At 64.1% G+C, this 16200-nt stretch carries 19 protein-coding genes; 5 read left to right on the top strand and 14 right to left on the bottom strand.

Annotation, left to right across the window (positions count from 1 at the left end):
- Nucleotides 1-11: 11 nt before the first annotated feature.
- From KSS96_RS17070 to KSS96_RS17020, 11 genes are read right to left on the bottom strand one after another with little or no spacing between them, the layout of a single operon-like run.
- Nucleotides 12-1466: a nitrite reductase gene (locus tag KSS96_RS17070; protein WP_065878736.1), complete on the bottom strand. Its 1455-nt coding sequence runs from the start codon at nt 1464-1466 to the stop codon at nt 12-14.
- Nucleotides 1463-2287 carry a uroporphyrinogen-III C-methyltransferase gene (cobA, locus tag KSS96_RS17065; RefSeq protein WP_017527304.1) on the bottom strand — a complete coding sequence of 275 codons (825 nt, stop codon included), beginning with the start codon at nt 2285-2287 and terminating at the stop codon, nt 1463-1465. The genes KSS96_RS17070 and cobA overlap by 4 nt, the downstream gene beginning before the upstream one ends.
- Before the next feature lie 45 nt (nt 2288-2332).
- Nucleotides 2333-3514 (bottom strand): heme d1 biosynthesis radical SAM protein NirJ, encoded by a 1182-nt coding sequence (nirJ, locus tag KSS96_RS17060; RefSeq protein WP_135196932.1) that lies wholly within the window; start codon nt 3512-3514, stop codon nt 2333-2335.
- Between the two features lie 12 nt (nt 3515-3526).
- On the bottom strand, nt 3527-4027 hold the full coding sequence (gene ahbB / locus KSS96_RS17055; RefSeq protein ID WP_017527306.1) for a siroheme decarboxylase subunit beta: 501 nt from the start codon (nt 4025-4027) through the stop codon (nt 3527-3529).
- Nucleotides 4002-4445: an Lrp/AsnC family transcriptional regulator gene (locus KSS96_RS17050; protein WP_017527307.1), complete on the bottom strand. Its 444-nt coding sequence runs from the start codon at nt 4443-4445 to the stop codon at nt 4002-4004. Before KSS96_RS17050 ends, ahbB (KSS96_RS17055) begins: the two co-directional genes overlap by 26 nt.
- Nucleotides 4438-4926 (bottom strand): siroheme decarboxylase subunit beta, encoded by a 489-nt coding sequence (ahbB, locus tag KSS96_RS17045; protein WP_017527308.1) that lies wholly within the window; start codon nt 4924-4926, stop codon nt 4438-4440. The genes KSS96_RS17050 and ahbB (KSS96_RS17045) overlap by 8 nt, the downstream gene beginning before the upstream one ends.
- A 23-nt stretch (nt 4927-4949) precedes the next feature.
- Nucleotides 4950-5408: an Lrp/AsnC family transcriptional regulator gene (locus KSS96_RS17040; protein ID WP_017527309.1), complete on the bottom strand. Its 459-nt coding sequence runs from the start codon at nt 5406-5408 to the stop codon at nt 4950-4952.
- Between the two features lies 1 nt (nt 5409).
- Entirely contained in the window at nt 5410-6579 is a 1170-nt protein-coding gene (locus tag KSS96_RS17035) for a cytochrome D1 domain-containing protein (RefSeq protein ID WP_065878742.1), read from the bottom strand.
- Nucleotides 6576-6893, bottom strand: coding sequence for a c-type cytochrome (locus KSS96_RS17030; RefSeq protein ID WP_135196930.1), 318 nt, complete (start codon nt 6891-6893; stop codon nt 6576-6578). The genes KSS96_RS17035 and KSS96_RS17030 overlap by 4 nt, the downstream gene beginning before the upstream one ends.
- A 16-nt stretch (nt 6894-6909) precedes the next feature.
- On the bottom strand, nt 6910-7224 hold the full coding sequence (locus tag KSS96_RS17025) for a c-type cytochrome (RefSeq protein WP_068935796.1): 315 nt from the start codon (nt 7222-7224) through the stop codon (nt 6910-6912).
- 24 nt (nt 7225-7248) lie between these two features.
- On the bottom strand, nt 7249-8922 hold the full coding sequence (locus KSS96_RS17020) for a cytochrome D1 domain-containing protein (protein ID WP_017527313.1): 1674 nt from the start codon (nt 8920-8922) through the stop codon (nt 7249-7251).
- Between the two features lie 195 nt (nt 8923-9117).
- On the opposite strand from KSS96_RS17020, the gene KSS96_RS17015 reads away from it, so the two are divergent.
- Genes KSS96_RS17015 through KSS96_RS17005 form a run of 3 tightly spaced genes read left to right on the top strand, consistent with a single transcriptional unit; the run spans nt 9118 to nt 10697 of the window.
- Entirely contained in the window at nt 9118-9894 is a 777-nt protein-coding gene (locus KSS96_RS17015; protein WP_017527314.1) for a CbbQ/NirQ/NorQ/GpvN family protein, read from the top strand.
- Complete coding sequence (locus KSS96_RS17010) at nt 9878-10441, top strand: cytochrome c oxidase subunit 3 (protein WP_026067224.1); 564 nt, start codon at nt 9878-9880, stop codon at nt 10439-10441. The genes KSS96_RS17015 and KSS96_RS17010 overlap by 17 nt, the downstream gene beginning before the upstream one ends.
- A 7-nt stretch (nt 10442-10448) precedes the next feature.
- Nucleotides 10449-10697, top strand: a complete 249-nt coding sequence (locus tag KSS96_RS17005) for a cytochrome C oxidase subunit IV family protein (RefSeq protein ID WP_017527316.1) — start codon at nt 10449-10451, stop codon at nt 10695-10697.
- On the opposite strand, the gene KSS96_RS17000 is transcribed toward KSS96_RS17005, so the two are convergent.
- The gene (locus KSS96_RS17000; protein ID WP_065878749.1) at nt 10674-11354 is read right to left on the bottom strand and encodes a Crp/Fnr family transcriptional regulator; all 681 of its coding nucleotides are present in this window, start codon (nt 11352-11354) and stop codon (nt 10674-10676) included. The two genes, KSS96_RS17005 and KSS96_RS17000, sit on opposite strands and share 24 nt — an antisense overlap.
- A 218-nt stretch (nt 11355-11572) precedes the next feature.
- Between KSS96_RS17000 and KSS96_RS16995 the strand changes: the two genes are divergently transcribed.
- Nucleotides 11573-12010, top strand: a complete 438-nt coding sequence (locus tag KSS96_RS16995; RefSeq protein WP_068935799.1) for a carboxymuconolactone decarboxylase family protein — start codon at nt 11573-11575, stop codon at nt 12008-12010.
- Between the two features lie 4 nt (nt 12011-12014).
- Here KSS96_RS16995 and KSS96_RS16990 read toward each other — a convergent pair whose 3' ends face one another.
- The gene (locus KSS96_RS16990; RefSeq protein ID WP_065878751.1) at nt 12015-12785 is read right to left on the bottom strand and encodes an AraC family transcriptional regulator; all 771 of its coding nucleotides are present in this window, start codon (nt 12783-12785) and stop codon (nt 12015-12017) included.
- Between the two features lie 98 nt (nt 12786-12883).
- Between KSS96_RS16990 and KSS96_RS16985 the strand changes: the two genes are divergently transcribed.
- The gene (locus KSS96_RS16985; protein ID WP_065878753.1) at nt 12884-14014 is read left to right on the top strand and encodes an MFS transporter; all 1131 of its coding nucleotides are present in this window, start codon (nt 12884-12886) and stop codon (nt 14012-14014) included.
- On the opposite strand, the gene KSS96_RS16980 is transcribed toward KSS96_RS16985, so the two are convergent.
- On the bottom strand, nt 14004-16148 hold the full coding sequence (locus KSS96_RS16980) for a TonB-dependent siderophore receptor (RefSeq protein ID WP_065878755.1): 2145 nt from the start codon (nt 16146-16148) through the stop codon (nt 14004-14006). The genes KSS96_RS16985 and KSS96_RS16980 overlap by 11 nt on opposite strands.
- Between the last annotated feature and the right edge of the window lie 52 nt (nt 16149-16200).

Genomic DNA, 16200 nt, shown 5'->3' with positions numbered 1-16200 from the left:
GCCTGACGCCCTCAGTGAGACGTCCCCTCGGCAAATTCAATCTTGTTGCCCACGTTGTATTTGCCCGATGGCTTGTTCATGGGCAGGCGCTTGATCTCCTTGAGGGTCTGGCTGTCATACACGATCAGCGCACCGTCGGTGGCCCAGATACTCAGCAGCACATAACGCCCATCGCGGGTGAATTCCACATGTGCGGCGGTCTTGCCCGGTACCGGGCGCAAGGTGTGGGCGATCTCCAGGGTCTGCTTGTCGATCAGGTGGATCGCATCGTTATCCGGCCCGAAAAACACATCGCTCCACACATAGCGCGAGCGCACATGGCTGCGCATGAAAAAGCCGGGGCCCAGGGTGGGGATCTGCTTGATCGGCTTCCAGGTCGCCACGTCGAGCACGCTGATTTGCCCCTGGCTGATATTCGGCGTGGCGAACACCCACTTCCCATCGCGTTGCCAATAGGTGCCGGAGCCCAGGTGCGGCATGCCCGCCAGGGGGATATCGCGGACCACCACGCCGGAGTCCAGGTCGATTACCTGGCCGCCACCGGCCTTGCGCGACGTGGCCAGCAACTGGCGGTAATCCGGGGTGAACGAGAAGTCATCGAGCACATCGCGGGCGGCAATGCGCCGGGGTTCGAAGCTCGGCTGCGCGGCGGCGTAGGGTAATTCCCAGACTTCATTCACGTCCTTGAGCGCCACGATAAAACTGTCGCGCGGCGGCGCTGTGTACACCGCGCTGACCCGTGAGCCGGTGGGCAGGGTCTTGACCAGTGACAAGTCGCGGGCATCGAGCACCACCAGGTTACCCGGCAGGTAGTTGCCCACCAGCACCCAGCGGCCGTCCTTGCTCACCGCCAGGTTGCGGGTGTTGAGCCCGGCACGGATTTCGGCGATCAGCTTGAGGTTGTGCAGGTCGTACAGGCTGATCCAGCCGTCCCGCGAGGCGAAGTACACAAAGCGCCCGTCCGGGGAAAACTTGGGCCCGCCGTGTACCGCGAAATGGCTGGCAAAGCGGTCGAGGACGGTAAAGCGGTCGCCGTCGAGAATGTCGATGTGATGGTCGCCCGATTCCACCACCACAAACAGGTTGAGCGGGTCGGCCGGGTGTTGCGGCGTGGTCGGTAGTTGGCTCAGGTCGGCCAGCAGGCGATGGCTGCCGCGGATGTCCGGCTCGTTCCAGGTCGCCGGCGTGACGGGCGGCTGTTGCAGAAAACTCGCCAGGCCGTCGATCTGTGATGCGCTCAGTTGGGGTGAAAAAGCCGCCATCTGACTGGCCGGGCGGCCTTGCGCGATGACCTTGCGGACCTCGTCCGGCTTGATTCGCCCCAGGCTTTCTGGAAGCAACGCCGGGCCGGTGGCGCCGATGCGGTTGAGCCCGTGGCAGCCTTCGCAATAGCGCTGGTAGTCCTCGGCGGGTGTGCCGTGGGCGGCGCCGGCCCACAGCAGCGGCACCAGCAGCAGGCGTTTCATACCGTCACCGGTCGGCGCGGCGCCGCCAGGCTGGCCGGGTAGTGCAGCGCGGCGTCGGCAAACAGGTTGACCACCTGGCCGATCACCGTGAGGGTGGGTACGCCCGGCTCACAGTCGGCGGCCAGGGTGGGCAACTGGCGCAAGGTGCCCCGGGCCACGTGCTGGTCGGCGCGCGCGCCATTGCTGATCAACGCCGCCGGCGTGTCGCCCGGCAAACCGGCGGCCACCAGGTGTTCGGCGATCAGCGCCAGGTTCGACAAGCCCATGTAGAACACCAGGGTCTGGCTCGGCTCGGCGAGGCTGGCCCAGGGCAGTTTCAACGCGCCATCGCGTTGCAAATGGCCGGTGACAAAACGGCAGGAGTTGACCAGGTCGCGGTGCGTCAACGGGATACCGGCATAGGCGCTGCAACCGGCCGCGGCGGTGATGCCCGGCACCACCTGGCAGGGAATGTCCCGCGCCAGCAGGTACTCCAGCTCTTCGGCGCCGCGCCCGAAAATAAACGGGTCGCCGCCCTTGAGCCGCACCACGCGTTGGCCCTCGTCTGCCAGCTCGGCCAGCAGTTCGTTGAGTTGAGCCTGGGGCAGGCTGTGGTAACCGCTGGCCTTGCCCACGTAGTGGCGGGCGCAGCTCAAGGGGATCAGGGCCAGCAGCTCGGCGCTGATCAGCCGGTCGAATACCACCGCGTCGGCCTGCATCAACAGGCTCCAGGCGCGCAGGGTCAACAGGCGTGGGTCACCGGGCCCGGCGCCGACCAGGGCGACTTCGCCGGGGTGGAAGGGGCTGTGCAAACTGGCGGGTAAGGGTGTGGGCGTTGGCATGAGACATCCTTGGTTCATCATCAGGTTGGGCGGCCCCCGGTTGTGTCACTGGGTGGTCGAGCAAGGGATCAGGTTGACCGGCTGGCGGGCGATTTCGGCATCGGTGAAGTAGCAACCGGGGTCCGCGCCCCAGAGGTCGCCATCGGCCCAGGCGCGGGTGCGCGTATTGCCGTTGCAGATCGCCAGCCAGCGGCAATCGGTGCAGCGCCCGCCGATGGCGCGCGGGTGTTCGCGCAGGCGCAGCAGCAAGGGGTCGGGCTGCTCCAGCCAGAGCTGGCGGAACGGCGTGTGGCGCACATTGCCTACCGAGTGCTGCCACCAGTAGGTGTCCGGGTGCACTTCGCCGGTGTTGTCGATATTGGCGATGCCGCTGCCCGACGCATTGCCGCCCCAGCCATGCAGCAGGTGTTCGAGCTGCGGGTAATGCTCGGGCAAATGCTGGTGCACCCATTGCAGCAACAGGATGGCGTCGGCGTCGTTGTTGCCGCTGACAAAGTCGCTGTACACACCGTTTTCAATGTCGCTCCAGGCCTGGCGAAAAATCAGTGCCATGGCGTCGCGGCTCATCTGACGGTGCGCATCCAGCTGGCGGCTGCGTTTGCCGCGGCCGCTGTAGTTGAGGTGCGACAGGTAGAATTTTTGCACGTCGTGGCTGCGCATCAATGCCAGCAATTGCGGCAACTGCGCATGGTTGGCCTGGGTCAGGGTGGTGCGCAGACCCACACGAATCCCGGCCTCGCGGCACAGGCCAATGGCATGCATCGAACGCTGGAAACTGCCGGGCATCTGGCGGAAGGCATCGTGGGTCGCTTCCAGGCCGTCGATGCTGATGCCCACATAGTCGAAGCGGGCGTCGGCGATCTGCTGGATATTGCCCTCGTCGATCAACGTGCCGTTGCTCGACAGCGCCACGAAAAACTTCAGCTTTCGCGCATAGGCACTGAGTTCAAAAAGGTCTTCGCGCAGCAGCGGCTCGCCACCCGAGAGGATCAACACGCGCACGCCGGCCGCGTGCAAGTCATCGATCACCCGCAACGCCGCCGGGGTGTCCAGCTCATCGCGAAACACGCTGTCGGCGCTGGTGGCGTAGCAGTGCTTGCAGGTGAGGTTACAGCGGCGCAACAGGTTCCAGATCACCACCGGTGCGCGCGGGCTGCCGGGAGCCGGGGTGCGGGGTGGCGCGCATTGGCCGGCGAGGGTGCGCAGGTACTGACTGATCCGCAGCATGGGGCATTCCTTCTAGTGCGAGGGGGGCAGGCGCAAGCCGGTTTTTTTCAGGATGCGGCTGCTCACCAACATCTCGTCGGTGCGGCAGGCATCCCCCAGCAAAAACCGCAGGTGCTCGCGGTAGCTGTCGATTTCTTCGCGGCTGCGCCCGTGCACCATGGCGAACAGGTTGTACGGCCAATCCACGCGCCGTGGGCGGCGGTAGCAATGGCTCACGAACGGCTGCGCACCGATCAATTCGCCCAGGCGCGGCATCTGCTCATCGGCCACGTCCCAGACGGTCATGCCGTTATGGCGATAGCCCAGGCGGTAGTGGTTGGGCACCGCGGCAATGCGCCGGATCGCGCCTTCGGCCTGCAGGCGCTTGAGCAGGTCAAGGGTCGACTCGACGCCCAGGCCCAACTGCTCGGCCAGCCACGCCCAGGGGTCTTCCACCAGCGGCAGGCCGCTTTGGGTCAGGGCGATCAGGCGCAGGGCCAGCGGGGTTTCAGACTGGGAAATACACACCGACATGGTACGTTTGCTCCTTCGGCAGGTTGAGCACCGCCAGCCCCGTCAGGGCCTCGATGCGAGACAGGGTGGCGGCCAGTTCCGCCTCGCTGGCGCAGGCCAGCACAAACCACATGTTCCAACGGTGATCGCGGCGGTAGTTGTGGGCCACCTGCGCCAGTGCGTTGAGCTGCGCGGCCACCGCGTAGAAACGTGGCTCGGGCACCGCCAGCGCGGCCAGGGTGAAGGCACCGCCAAGCTGCTCAATATCGAACATCGGCCCGAAGCGGGTCAGCACGTCGTCCTCCAGCAACGCATGCAGGCGGTCGAGCAACTCACCGGGGTGGCTGTGCAGTTCCTCGGCCAGTTGCCGCCAGGGTTGGCGCACCAGCGGCAAGCCGCGTTGCAGGCGGTTGATCAAGCGGCGGTCGAGATCATCCATGGGCCCATACCTGTGAAGGCGGCGGCGCAAATCGCCCGCCGCATTGTTTGAACGCCTGGGTGCTGAACAGCAGTTGGTAGGGCAGGTCGCTGAGTTGTTGCTGGTGCAGCAACGCGTGGATATGCACGGTGACGGCCTCGCGCTCGCGGCCATGCACCATGCAGAACAGGTTGTAGCGCCACTGCGGCAAGCGCCGTGGCCGCTGGTAACACAGGTTGACCCCGTTGGCGCGGCCCAGGCGTGTACCGACTTCATTGACCAGCGCATCCGGCACATCGAGCACCAGCATGGCATTGGCCACGAAGCCCAGGGCGCGATGATTGAGCACCAGGCCGACGCGGCGGAACAGGCCTTGCTCGTGCCATTGGCGCATCTGCTGTAAAACCTGGTCGTGATGGGCGCCGATCTGCTCGGCCAGGTCGTCGTAGGGCCGTTTCACCAGGGGCAGGCCGCGTTCCAGGCATTGGCGCAGGTCGAGCATTTGTTCCTGGCTCAAGGGCGTGATCACGGGTGTGCCCCCAGGGAAAAGCCCAGGTCGATGCGGTAGGCGGTGAGCATCGGCAAATCCAGCGGGGTAAGGCCGGTGTCTTTTTCCAACTCATCGAGTATTTGCTGCAGGTGTTGGCGATGCGGGCCGGTCAATACAAACCACAGGTTGTAGTGGTGCTCGCGGGCATAGTTGTGGTTGACCTCAGGGTACTGGCTTACGCGCCGTGCCACGTGTTCCAGGCGCTCGACCGGCACCGCGAGCGCGGCCAGGGTGCTGGCGCCGGCGCGGGTGTGTTCGAACACCGGGCCAATGCGCGAGAGGGCGCCGGCCAGTTCCAGGCGTTGCAGGCAGGCCATCAACTCGGCCTCGCCGCAGCCCAGCACCTGGGCCATTTCCCGGTACGGTTCGGCGCACAGCGGCATGCCGTGCTGGTAACGCTCGATCAACTGTTGGCTGAGCAGGTCAAGGTCCATCTCAATACCCCATTTTTTGTGCGCGGCTGCTGAAGAAAATTCCGCTGGGACTCAAGGCCGGCAAGGTCTTGAGCAACGTCAGGCGATACGGGTCCCAGACCTGCACCTGTTCGCCGTCGCGCACCGACAGCCACAGCTGTTCGCCACGCCCGGTGAACTCCATGTGCAGCACGCCGGGGCCGGGGCGCAGGTCGGCGACGATCTGATGGGTTTCACTGTCGATCACCTGGACGCGGTCGTTGTCCGGGTAGGCGAAGTTGACCCACAGCTGGCGCCCATCCGGCCGCGCGGTGACGAAGATCGGCTGGCCGGCCACGGCAATCGCGGCGCTCTGTCGCCAGCTGCGCGCGTCCATTACCAGCACCTGGTGGCGGCCCACCGCCGGCACGAACGCCTGGTTGTCGGCCACGGCCCAGCCTTCCAGGTGGGGCATCTTGTAGACCGGCAGCCTGGCCTGGCCGCGGCCATAGTCGGCCAGCACGCGCTTGACGCCTTTTTCCGGGTGCCACAGGTCGAGTTGCGCCATGCCGTCTTCACCGAACAGCCCGGCCATGTAGTAACGGCCATCGGCGGTGATCAAGGCGTCGTAGGGTTGCTCGCCGATACCGGTGAAGCGGGTGATGTGCGGCGTGTCGCCCTGGCTGAAATCGGCGCTCCAGATTTCGCCGCTGTCGAACAGGCTGAACACGAAACGTTGACCGGGCGCATCCACCAGGCCCACCACCCGCGAGCGTTTACCGTCGGGCAACTGGCTGGCGGGGATATCGGCGACCAGCGCCAGGGTGGCGGCATCGAACACCTTGACGCCGCCGGGCTGATAGTTGGAGACGGCAATCAGGCGCCCATCCTGGCTGATGGCGCCGCCGATACTGTTGCCGCCCTGGAGGATGCGTTTTTCAATGCGCAGGCGGAGCAGATCGACTTTGCTCAGCCCGCCGTCACGGCCAAAAATATAGGCCATGCGCTGGTCGCGGGAAAACACCACCGAGGCATGGGACAGATCGCCCAGGCCCTCAATGCGCGCCAGCGTGGTCATGCCGCTGGTTTCAATGATTTGCGCGCTGGCGTTGGCGCGTTCGATCACCAGGCCCAGGTCGCCGCTGCCGCGCAGCGGTGGCTGGGTGCAGGCGCCGAGCAGCAGGCAGAAGGTTAAGAGCGTAGGGCGGATCATGGTGCCGGGCTTCCTTGCAAGAGGCGGTCGACCAGCCAGGCGATGTCGTCCGTGCTGAGCAATGGCGCCCAGCCCGGCATCGCGCGGGTGGGGCGGCCGTCAGTGACGGTGGCGATCAAGCTGTCGCGGCTTTGCCCGGCCAAGGCCTGGGGCGTCAGCGCCGGGCCCAGGCCGCCGGTGAGGTAGAGGCCGTGGCAGGCGCCACAGTCCTGGGTCAGCAGGTGCTCAAGGCGGGCAGCGTCGGGTGTCGCGGCTGCCCGTGTGGCAATCAGCAGGAGCAGCGCCATGGCGGTACCGATTATTGATGCTTGCATGGCGCGCTCCTCGTGCTTATTTCAGGCTCAGGATCCACTCGGCCAACACCTTGGCTTCGTCGTCCGTCACCGGGTTCGGCGGCATCGGGATAGGCCCCCAATTGCCCTGGGTGCCGTTCTTGATATGGCTGGCCAGGGTGGTGGCGGCGTCCTTCACACCGGTGTTCTTTTGCGCGACGTCTTTCAACGCCGGGCCGACCCGCTTGCTGTCGACGCTGTGGCAGGCGGCGCAGGGTTTGCTGTTGAACAATGCCAGGCCGTCTTGCGCCAGCGCCGGTTGCAGGCTGAGCGCGGCGGCGGATACCAGCAGTGCCAGGAGCCTATTTTTCATGGGGAGACCTCGTGTTGATGGGGCTCAATAAATGTCGTGTTGGGTGTTGTAGACATTGAATTTTCCGGTGGGCGTGATCAGGCGCTTGTCCCTGATCACCTGCTTGAGCTTCAAGGTCTTGTCGTCGATCACCACCAGCGCCGACTCTTCGGTCTGGCCGTTCCACACCGAGAACCACACCTCGTCACCGGCCTTGTTGTATTCAGGTTGCACCACGCGCAGCGCGCCTTGCTTGATCCCCGAATACTCGGCGATCGGCAGTACGCTGTAGCCCTTGTCCAACTGGTTTATGTCGAACACCGCCACCGATTGGCTCAGCTTGGTGTCGGGGTTCAGGGTGGTGTCGACGTACAGGTGATGGGAGTTGGGATGGGTCTTGATAAACAGCGAACCACCGCCTTGGCCCTTGAGCGATTCGACCTGTTTCCAGGCGTACTGCGCGTGCTTGACCGGGTCGGTACCGATCACCGAAATGCCGCCGTCGCCCAGGTGGCTGGTGGCCCACACCGGCCCATAGGTGGGGTGGATAAAATTGGCGCCACGCCCTGGGTGTGGGGTCTTGCCCACGTCCACCAGGGCGGTGAGCTTGCGCTCCCTGGAGTCGATCACCGCGACCTTGTTGGAATTGTTCGCAGCGGTCATGAAGTAGCGATGGGTGCTGTCCCAACCGCCGTCATGCAGGAACGGCGCGGCGTCGATGGTGGTGATGGTGAGGTTCTTGATGTCCTGGTAATTAACCAGCATCACCTTGCCGGTTTCCTTGATGTTGACGATAAATTCCGGCCATTCATGGGAGGCAATGATCGCCGCCACGCGCGGTTCGGGGTGGTACTCCTGCTTGTCCACGGTCATGCCGCGGGTCGAGACGATCTGTTTGGGCTCCAGGGTTTCGCCGTCCATGATGGTGAACTGCGGCGGCCAATAGGAACCGGCAATCGCATACGTGTCTTCATAGCCTTTGAACTTGGACGTCTCTACCGAGCGCGCTTCGATGCCCACCTTGATTTCGGCGACCTTGGTCGGCTCGGCTGGCCACAGGTCGATCATGTCGATCTTGGCGTCGCGGCCGATCACCAGCAGGTAGCGCCCCGACGCCGAGATCCGCGAGATGTGCACGGCGTAGCCGGTGTCGATGAGCTTGACGATCTGCTTGGTGTCGCCATCGACCAGGGCGATCTTGCCGTCGTCGCGCAGGGTCACGGAAAACAGGTTTTCCAGGTTGAGCATGTTCAGCTGTTTCTTCGGTCGGTCGGCGGGTTTGACCAGCACCTTCCAGGTCTTCAGGGTCTCGGCCATGCCCCATTCCGGCGGCGTGGGCGCGGTGTGCTGGATGAAGGTGGCCATGCTGGTGATCTGTGCTTTGGTCAGCGCGTTGGAGGTGCCCCAGTTCGGCATGCCGGCGGGGGAACCGTAGGTGATCAGCGCTTCCAGGTAGGCCTGGCCACGGGCCTGGGTGATGTCCGGCGTCAGCGGTTTACCGGTGGCGCCTTTGCGCAGTACACCGTGGCAACCGGCGCAGCGTTCGAAATAAATCTGCTTGGACGTATCGAAATCGGCCTGGCTCATATCCGGCGCGCCCGCCGTCTTTATCAGCGCGGGTTGTGTGTTGCCATGGGCGGTCAAGGGCAGTGCCAGGGCCAGCGCGCAACTCAGTGCGGCGAGGCTCGGGATGAAGGTGGTTCGGTTGCGAGTCAGCATTCCATTTACTCCTCAGGCAAGACCTTTGCGATGCCGCACAACAGGGTGCGGGGCGCAGGTTCTTAGTGCCCGGCCAGACTATGGCGCAGCGTTGCAATGCTCGCTTGACGGCGATCAAGTTTGCCTCGGGTAGCGCTTGCCAGGTTGTCGCAGGCGCCCTTAGCGTGGCGGTCAAACCCGCTTTGGAAAACGCTAATGACTGAGCCTTTCTATCAACCGCTGGCCAACGAACAGCAGCTGTTTGAACACGCCTGGCACCACCGTATGCCGGTGCTGATCAAGGGCCCCACCGGCTGCGGCAAAACCCGTTTCGTGCAGCACATGGCGCACCGTCTCAACCTGGCGCTGTACACCGTGGCCTGCCACGACGACTTGAGCGCCGCCGACCTGGTGGGTCGCCATCTCATCGGCACCCAGGGCACCTGGTGGCAGGACGGCCCACTGACCCGCGCCGTGCGCGAAGGCGGCATCTGCTACCTGGACGAAGTGGTGGAAGCGCGCCAGGACACCGCCGTGGTGCTGCACCCGGTGGCCGATGATCGCCGCGAGTTGTACCTGGAACGCACCGGTGAGGTGGTCAAGGCACCGCCGTCGTTCATGCTGGTGGTGTCCTATAACCCCGGTTACCAGAACCTGCTCAAGGGCATGAAACCCAGCACTCGCCAGCGCTTTGTCGCCATGCGTTTCGACTACCCGGCGGCGGAACTGGAAACGCACATCGTGGCTCGTGAGGCCCAGGTGGACACCGCGCTGGCGGGTGAGGTCGTGCGGTTGGGCCGGGCCTTGCGCCGTCTCGACCAACACGACCTGGAGGAGGTTGCCTCCACACGCCTGCTGATCTTCACCGCCCGCCTGATCGCTGCGGGCATGCCGCCGCGCGACGCCTGCCTGGCGTGCCTGGCCCAAGCCCTGAGTGATGACCCTCACACCGTCGCGGCGCTGATGGACGTGGTGGATGTGCACTTTGCCTGAGCCCCGACGCTTGCCTGGGGACCTGGCGATGTGGTTGTTCATCCTCGCCGAACTGACTGTATTTGCGCTGCTGATCCTCGCGTTTGCCACCGCCCGGCTGTTGGCCCCGCAGGTCTTTGCCGAAGGCCATGCGCAGTTGGACACCTCTACCGGGCTGGCGATGACCCTGAGCCTGCTGACCGCCGGGTTGCTCGCGGCATTGGCGCTGCAGCAGGTACGCCAGGGCTGCCCAAGGCGCGGCGCCGGCTTATTCGTGGCGGCGTTGTTGGCGGCGTTGCTGTATGCGCTGATCAAACTGGCCGAGTACGGCCACCTGGCCGCTGCCGGGTTGGGGATGGAGCACAGCCGGTTTTTTACCTTGTACTGGGTACTCACCGGCTTTCATTTCCTGCATGTGCTGCTGGGAATGCTGATTCTGGGGTGGCTGGCGCTGGGCTGTTGGCGTGGGGGCCTCTCGGTCGGTGGCGTGGAGTCCGGCGTGTTGTATTGGCACATGGTCGATCTGGTGTGGGTGGTGTTGTTTCCCGTGGTGTATGTGATGGGGTGAGGGCGCGATGACGGCTTTTTGGGGGTTGGTGGCGTGTTGGCTGGGGTTGGTCGGGTTGAGCGTGGGCACGGTCCTGGCGGGTGCTTCCGGCGGCGGGTGGGCCGTCTTGCTGCTGGCGGTGGTCAAGGCGTGGGTGATTGTCGACGGTTTCATGGAACTGCGGCATGCGCCTCGGCGGTGGCGTGCGCTGCTGTTGGGCTGGGGTTGGCTGCTGGTATTGCTGGTGGGGATATCAGTTGGCTTGATAGGCCATTAACCCGTCCTCGCTGAGGATGCGGATGGTGCGCCGCTGTACTTCGATCAGGCCACTGTCCACCAGCCGGTGCAGGATCCGCGATAACGTCTCCGGCTGGATGCCCAGCTTCGATGCCACCAGGCGCTTGGGCACTTGCAACACCACGTCGCCGCTGAGGTTGTCGCGCTCCTGGAACATGAAATTGATCACTCGGCGGCTGGCATTGGCCAGGGTCAGGGTGTCAATGTCCTTGAGGCGTTGGTGCAAATGAATGCTCATGCTGGCCAGGATCGCCAGGCAGATTTTCGGTTGGTCTTCCAGGGCGCGTCGGTAGTGCTGGCCCTCGATACTCACCAGCACGCAGTCCTTGAGCGCGGTGGCGCTGACCGGATAGGTCTTGGCCTGGGTGAACAGCAGGGCTTCGGCGAACGTCTGGCCGGGATGGATGACTTCCACCAGGTGCTCCTGGCCTTCGCCGGTGACGCGGTGCAGTTTGATCTGGCCGCTGACCAGCAGGAAGAACCGCTCGGCCGGGTCGCCCTGGTGCATCAGCGGGGTGTGGTTGGGCAGGCGCTTGAGATTGGCCAGCGTACACACATCCTGGAAGGTTTTTTCCGGGAGCTGGCTGAACAGATGATGACGGCGCAGGGTCAGGACGATGTTGGGATGAGTAAGCATGGGAGCCTCCGTGGTCGGCATGGTAGAGCGCGACCCGCGCGTGGGGATATGCCTCTGTGGGGGTACCTCTTACGGCGCGCGCGTTAGGCACACAAACCGATATGGCCGCGAAAAAACCGGCGCCATTGGTCACCTCATCTTCGCTGGAATTGGCTATTTCTCGCGCCCTCACCGCTGGCTAACCTAGCCCCCAGTTATCACCCTTGAGGAGTATCACCATGCAACCCCGTACCGACTTCTACACCGCTTCGCCCGACGCCATGAAAGCCATGCTCGCCCTGGAAGCCGCCGTCGGCAAACTGTCCATCGAGCTGCCTCTGTTGGAACTGATCCGCCTGCGGGTCTCCCAGATCAACGGCTGTGCCTTCTGCCTGGACATGCACACCGCCGATGCGCGCAAGGGCGGGGAAACCGAGCGCCGCCTGTACACCTTGTCAGCCTGGCGGGAGACGCCGTTTTTCACCCCACGTGAACGCGCTGCACTGGCCTGGGCCGAGAGCCTGACGCTGATCAGCCACACCCATGCACCGGACGAAGATTTCAATGCACTGGCCGCCGAGTTCAACGCCCAGGAGCAGATCGACCTGAGCGTGGCCATCGCCACTATCAACAGCTGGAACCGCTTGGCGGTGGGGTTTCGCAAAATGCCCAAGTAAGCCATCAACGGGCTTTGAAATAACCCCGTGGCGTGGTGCCGGTCATGTGCTTGAAAAAAGCGATCAACGCGCTGTCGCTGGTAAAGCCCAGCTCAAAGGCGCAGTAGCTGATACTGCGCCCGGTGGCGAGCAGCTCGATGACCCGCATCAGTCGCCACTGCTGACGCCATTGCTGGTACCCCAGGCCGGTTTCCCGTTGGAAAATCCGGCCGATGGTCTTGGCGCTGGCGCCTACTTGCTGTTCCAGGGCCTGCAACGAGGGCGGCAAGGTGTCGAGGCTGCTCATCAATGGGGCCAGGCGTTTGTCCTGGGGCAGGGGCAGCAGCATCGGTTGCTCGGCGGCGTCGCAGATCTCGCTCAGGCACAGCGCCAGCAGATGGGCATATCGGCCGCGGGACCAATCGGTATCGAACGCCGCCATCGCTATCGGCTCCAACACCGCCCGCAGCAATGGGCTGACCTCGATCACCCGAACCTGGGACGGCAACTGCCGCGCCAATGCAGGGCTCAAGTACACCGAACGATAATCCACGGTCCGCTGCATCACCGCACGGTGCGGCAACCCGCAGGGGATCCAGGCTGCACGGGTGGGTGGCAGCAGGCACAGCTGGTTGTCCAGGGTGATGCGCGTGCAGCCCTCACGGGTGAACAGCAGCTGCCCACGCTGGTGTTGGTGCAACCCGGAATCGTGATCACCCAAGAGGGCAGCGATCCCGATAACCGGCGCAGCCAGGTGGTCGGGATCGAAAGATGCGTCGGCGGCGAGCCAGGCCATAAGTTGTCCGATTTCATCGATAAAATGTCGAAGTCCGGATAATAGTGCATTCGACGCTGTTTAAAATTCTTCCACTATTTTCCTGGAAGGACGCGTCGATGACCCTCAAAAATCTACTGGTCCTGGCGGTGGCGTTGCTGATGTTTCCGCAACTGGCCCAAACCCTCTACAGCCCCGCCCTCGGCGATATTGGCCAGGCCTTTGCGGTGGGGCCCGAGCGTGCGGGGCAGACGCTGTCGGTCTATTTCCTGGCCTTTGCCCTGGGTGTTGTGGTGTGGGGGCGGGCGTGTGATCACCTTGGGCGCCGCCCGGTCATGCTGGCCGGGCTGACGCTATACGCGTGCGCGTCGGTGTTGGCCTTGAGCGTCAGCACCTTCACAGGCCTGCTCTTGGCCCAGGCGTTGGCGGCTTTTGGCGCTGCGGTGGCGTCGGTGGTCACGCAAACGGTGTTGCGCGACCGCTTCCATGGGCCGGAACTGGCCCAGGTGTTTTCCGTGGTGGGCATTGCCATGGCCGCCAGCCCGGCGATTGGTTTGTTCAGCGGCGCGGTTTTGGTGCAGTTATTCGGTTATCGCGGCATGCTCTGCGGTTTGTTGGTACTTGTGTTGCTCCTGTGGGGCTGGTGCGTATGGGCCCTGCCGGAAACGCGCCCGGCGTCGCTGCCCGCCACCTCAATGCACAAAACCGTGGGCCTGATGTTCAAGGACTTGGGCATATGGTGTTCGGTCGGGCTGGTGGCGGTATTCAATATTGCCGTGTTCGCTTATTACAGCGTGGCGCCGTTCATCTTCGCGCAACAGGGGTTGTCCTCCGCCGAGTTCGGCTACAGCGGGGTGCTGTTGGCCTTGGGGTCGGGGCTGGGGGCGTGGTTGAACAAAGCGTTGCTCAAGCGGGGGATGAACGGCGATCAGTTGGTACTGACCGCGGCCGGTATCGCCGTATTGGGCAGCCTATTGGTGCTGACGCTGCAACACACAGGGTTATTCGTATTGCCGATGCTGCTGGTGGTGTTGGCGTTCGGCATGGCGATCCCCAACGTGCTCGGGGCCGCGTTGATGGCCTATCGCGACCGTTTGGGCACGGCGGCAGCGGTGTTCGGTTTGTTGTATTACCTGGCGATTGGCGGCGGGCTGACCCTGGTGGCATGGGCGCAAGATCTGGGTTGGAGCTTGCTGGTATGCGCAATGACGGCGCTGTGCCTGGCAACGCCGCGTGTGTTCAGAAGTTGACCGAGGCACTCAGGCGCGCCGTCAGCGGCGCGCCCTGGAACAGGTAATCATCGCCCATGTATTCGCCCGCGTCGCGCCAGTAGCGCTTGTCGAACAGATTATCGACGCTCAGGCGAAATACCGTCTCATACCCCTCGACGCGGCTGGTGTAGCGGCTGCCGACATTCACCACGGCATAATCCCCCACCTCCACATTGCCGCTGCGGTTGGCGTACTTCTTGGCGCTGTATTGCACGCCGCCCAGCACGGCCAAGCCGTTGAACCACGGCAGGGCATAGTCGGCGTACACACTGGCGCGCAGCTTGGGGACGTTGATCGCCTGGTGTTCTTCGTAGGCCGGCGTGCCGCTGCCGCTCACGCGGGCGCGAATCGCCGCCACGCTGGTGGCGATCTGCAGACGCTCGGTGGCCCAGCCGTTGGCCGACAGTTCCAGCCCGGTGTTTTTCTGTTCGCCCTGTTGCACATAGGTGAAGTTGCCGGCGCCATCCGGCTTGGCGTACTGGTAAGCCTGGCGCGTCTGGAACACGGCAGCGGCGAAGCTGATGCGGCGCCAGTCGTATTTGACCCCGGCTTCGATCTGCCGTGAGGTGGTCGGCGCCAGGGTGTCGTCCGCGTTGCTGGCGAACCACGGCGCGGTACCGCCCAGGGACAGGCCCTTGCTGTAGCTGGTGTAGAGCGAGATGCTCTCAATCGGCTTGTAGATCAACGACGCCTGGGGCAGGAACACGTATTGCCGGGTATGGCGGGTCTCGTCGCCGGTGCTGTCGAAGGCCTGTTCATCCAGGCGCACTTCGCGGCCGCCGAGCAGGGTTTGCCATTGCTCGTTGAAGCGAATGCGGTCGGTGACGAACAGGCCGTACTGGCGGCTGTCGAGGCTGCGGTGGCTTGGGTTCAGCAGGACGTCGGCGGGCGCAAACGTCGGCGCGTCGGCGTCGATGTTGCCGCTGCCGAGCCACTCGTTGACGGCCTTGCGCTTGTCGATCACCCGGCGAAATGCGCTGGTGCCGAAGGTCAGTTCATGGCCCAGCCCGGCGGTGTCGAACAGGCCGGTCATGGCGGCCTGGACTTCATCGTCGCGGCGGGTGTCGTCGGGGCTGCGGTAGTCGTAGATGTCGTAATTGCCCTGCGGGGTGAAGGTATTGCCGACACCGCTGGTGTCACCGCCCCACGCAAACGCACTGTAATCATCAATCACCACCTTGCTGCGCGCCGCGCTGACACTGCCTTTCCACTGATCGCTGAAGCGGTACTCGAAACTGCCGTTGAGGTTCAGCGAGTCGATGCCGACCTGTTTGGACCCGCTCTGATGGCCCAGCAGCTTCTTCGGTGAGGCGTCATGGGGCACTTCGGTGCCACCGAGCAATTGGTAACCCGGCACCGAGCGTTGCTGCTTGTTCTGGTATTCGGCGTCGAGTTTCAGCACGGCGTCCGGGCTGATGTTCCAGTCGAAGGCCAGGGACACAAAGTCGCGCTGGCCGTTGGCGTGTTCCACGTAGGAATTGAGGTCCTCATGGGCCACGTTGGCGCGCAAGCCCAATTGCTGCTCGCTGCCAAACCAGCCGCCAACGTCGGTGGCGATATAGCCGCTGCCACGATCATCGCTGGAGACCGTCACCGAGCGCACATCTTCCGGGCGCTTGGTCACGTAGTTGATCACGCCGCTGGGCTCTGAAATCCCGCTTTGCAGGCCCGCCAGGCCCTTGAGCACTTCGACTTGCTGCTTGTTTTCCAGGGCGACGTTCTGCTCGCCAGTGATGGTGCGCCCGTTGATCTTGTAGCTGCTGGCCGCGTTCAGCGAGAACCCGCGCACCACGAAGTTCTCGTAGTAGCCAATCGGCGCGTAGCTGTCGCCCACCGACGCGTCGTTGCGCAGCACTTCGCTGAGCAGGCGCGCCTGCTGGTCCTTGATCAGGGTGGCGTTGAGCACGGTGATCGACGCCGGGGTATCCAGCAGTGGCGCCTCATTGAAGCCGCCGACGGAGGCGGTGTCCACGCGATAACCCGATTCATCCTGGCCCTGGACGTTCACCGCCGGCAGTTCGAGGCTTTCCGCGAGGCTGTTGCCGATCCCACCGCTGAGCAGCAGGCCGAGGGCCAAACGTGACGTGACGACAGGACGAAAACGCAAAACCATGGGAGCAGTGCCTTAAAGCGCAGGGGCAGGGGGCGCATAAGCTAGGCATTCG

This window comes from Pseudomonas asgharzadehiana, assembly GCF_019139815.1.
GTDB classification, from domain to species: Bacteria; Pseudomonadota; Gammaproteobacteria; order Pseudomonadales; family Pseudomonadaceae; genus Aquipseudomonas; species Aquipseudomonas asgharzadehiana.
Note: the sequence above shows the minus strand (reverse complement) of the source record. Positions and strands in the feature narration are given on the sequence as shown.

Bases quoted from the DNA above. Each gene is read 5' to 3' on its own strand.
- KSS96_RS17070 (WP_065878736.1), bottom strand. From the start codon at position 1,466: ATGAAACGCCTGCTGCTGGTGCCGCTGCTGTGGGCCGGCGCCGCCCAC.
- cobA (WP_017527304.1), bottom strand. From the start codon at position 2,287: ATGCCAACGCCCACACCCTTACCCGCCAGTTTGCACAGCCCCTTCCAC.
- nirJ (WP_135196932.1), bottom strand. From the start codon at position 3,514: ATGCTGCGGATCAGTCAGTACCTGCGCACCCTCGCCGGCCAATGCGCG.
- ahbB (WP_017527306.1), bottom strand. From the start codon at position 4,027: ATGTCGGTGTGTATTTCCCAGTCTGAAACCCCGCTGGCCCTGCGCCTG.
- KSS96_RS17050 (WP_017527307.1), bottom strand. From the start codon at position 4,445: ATGGATGATCTCGACCGCCGCTTGATCAACCGCCTGCAACGCGGCTTG.
- ahbB (WP_017527308.1), bottom strand. From the start codon at position 4,926: ATGCTCGACCTGCGCCAATGCCTGGAACGCGGCCTGCCCCTGGTGAAA.
- KSS96_RS17040 (WP_017527309.1), bottom strand. From the start codon at position 5,408: ATGGACCTTGACCTGCTCAGCCAACAGTTGATCGAGCGTTACCAGCAC.
- KSS96_RS17035 (WP_065878742.1), bottom strand. From the start codon at position 6,579: ATGATCCGCCCTACGCTCTTAACCTTCTGCCTGCTGCTCGGCGCCTGC.
- KSS96_RS17030 (WP_135196930.1), bottom strand. From the start codon at position 6,893: ATGCAAGCATCAATAATCGGTACCGCCATGGCGCTGCTCCTGCTGATT.
- KSS96_RS17025 (WP_068935796.1), bottom strand. From the start codon at position 7,224: ATGAAAAATAGGCTCCTGGCACTGCTGGTATCCGCCGCCGCGCTCAGC.
- KSS96_RS17020 (WP_017527313.1), bottom strand. From the start codon at position 8,922: ATGCTGACTCGCAACCGAACCACCTTCATCCCGAGCCTCGCCGCACTG.
- KSS96_RS17015 (WP_017527314.1), top strand. From the start codon at position 9,118: ATGACTGAGCCTTTCTATCAACCGCTGGCCAACGAACAGCAGCTGTTT.
- KSS96_RS17010 (WP_026067224.1), top strand. From the start codon at position 9,878: ATGTGCACTTTGCCTGAGCCCCGACGCTTGCCTGGGGACCTGGCGATG.
- KSS96_RS17005 (WP_017527316.1), top strand. From the start codon at position 10,449: ATGACGGCTTTTTGGGGGTTGGTGGCGTGTTGGCTGGGGTTGGTCGGG.
- KSS96_RS17000 (WP_065878749.1), bottom strand. From the start codon at position 11,354: ATGCTTACTCATCCCAACATCGTCCTGACCCTGCGCCGTCATCATCTG.
- KSS96_RS16995 (WP_068935799.1), top strand. From the start codon at position 11,573: ATGCAACCCCGTACCGACTTCTACACCGCTTCGCCCGACGCCATGAAA.
- KSS96_RS16990 (WP_065878751.1), bottom strand. From the start codon at position 12,785: ATGGCCTGGCTCGCCGCCGACGCATCTTTCGATCCCGACCACCTGGCT.
- KSS96_RS16985 (WP_065878753.1), top strand. From the start codon at position 12,884: ATGACCCTCAAAAATCTACTGGTCCTGGCGGTGGCGTTGCTGATGTTT.
- KSS96_RS16980 (WP_065878755.1), bottom strand. From the start codon at position 16,148: ATGGTTTTGCGTTTTCGTCCTGTCGTCACGTCACGTTTGGCCCTCGGC.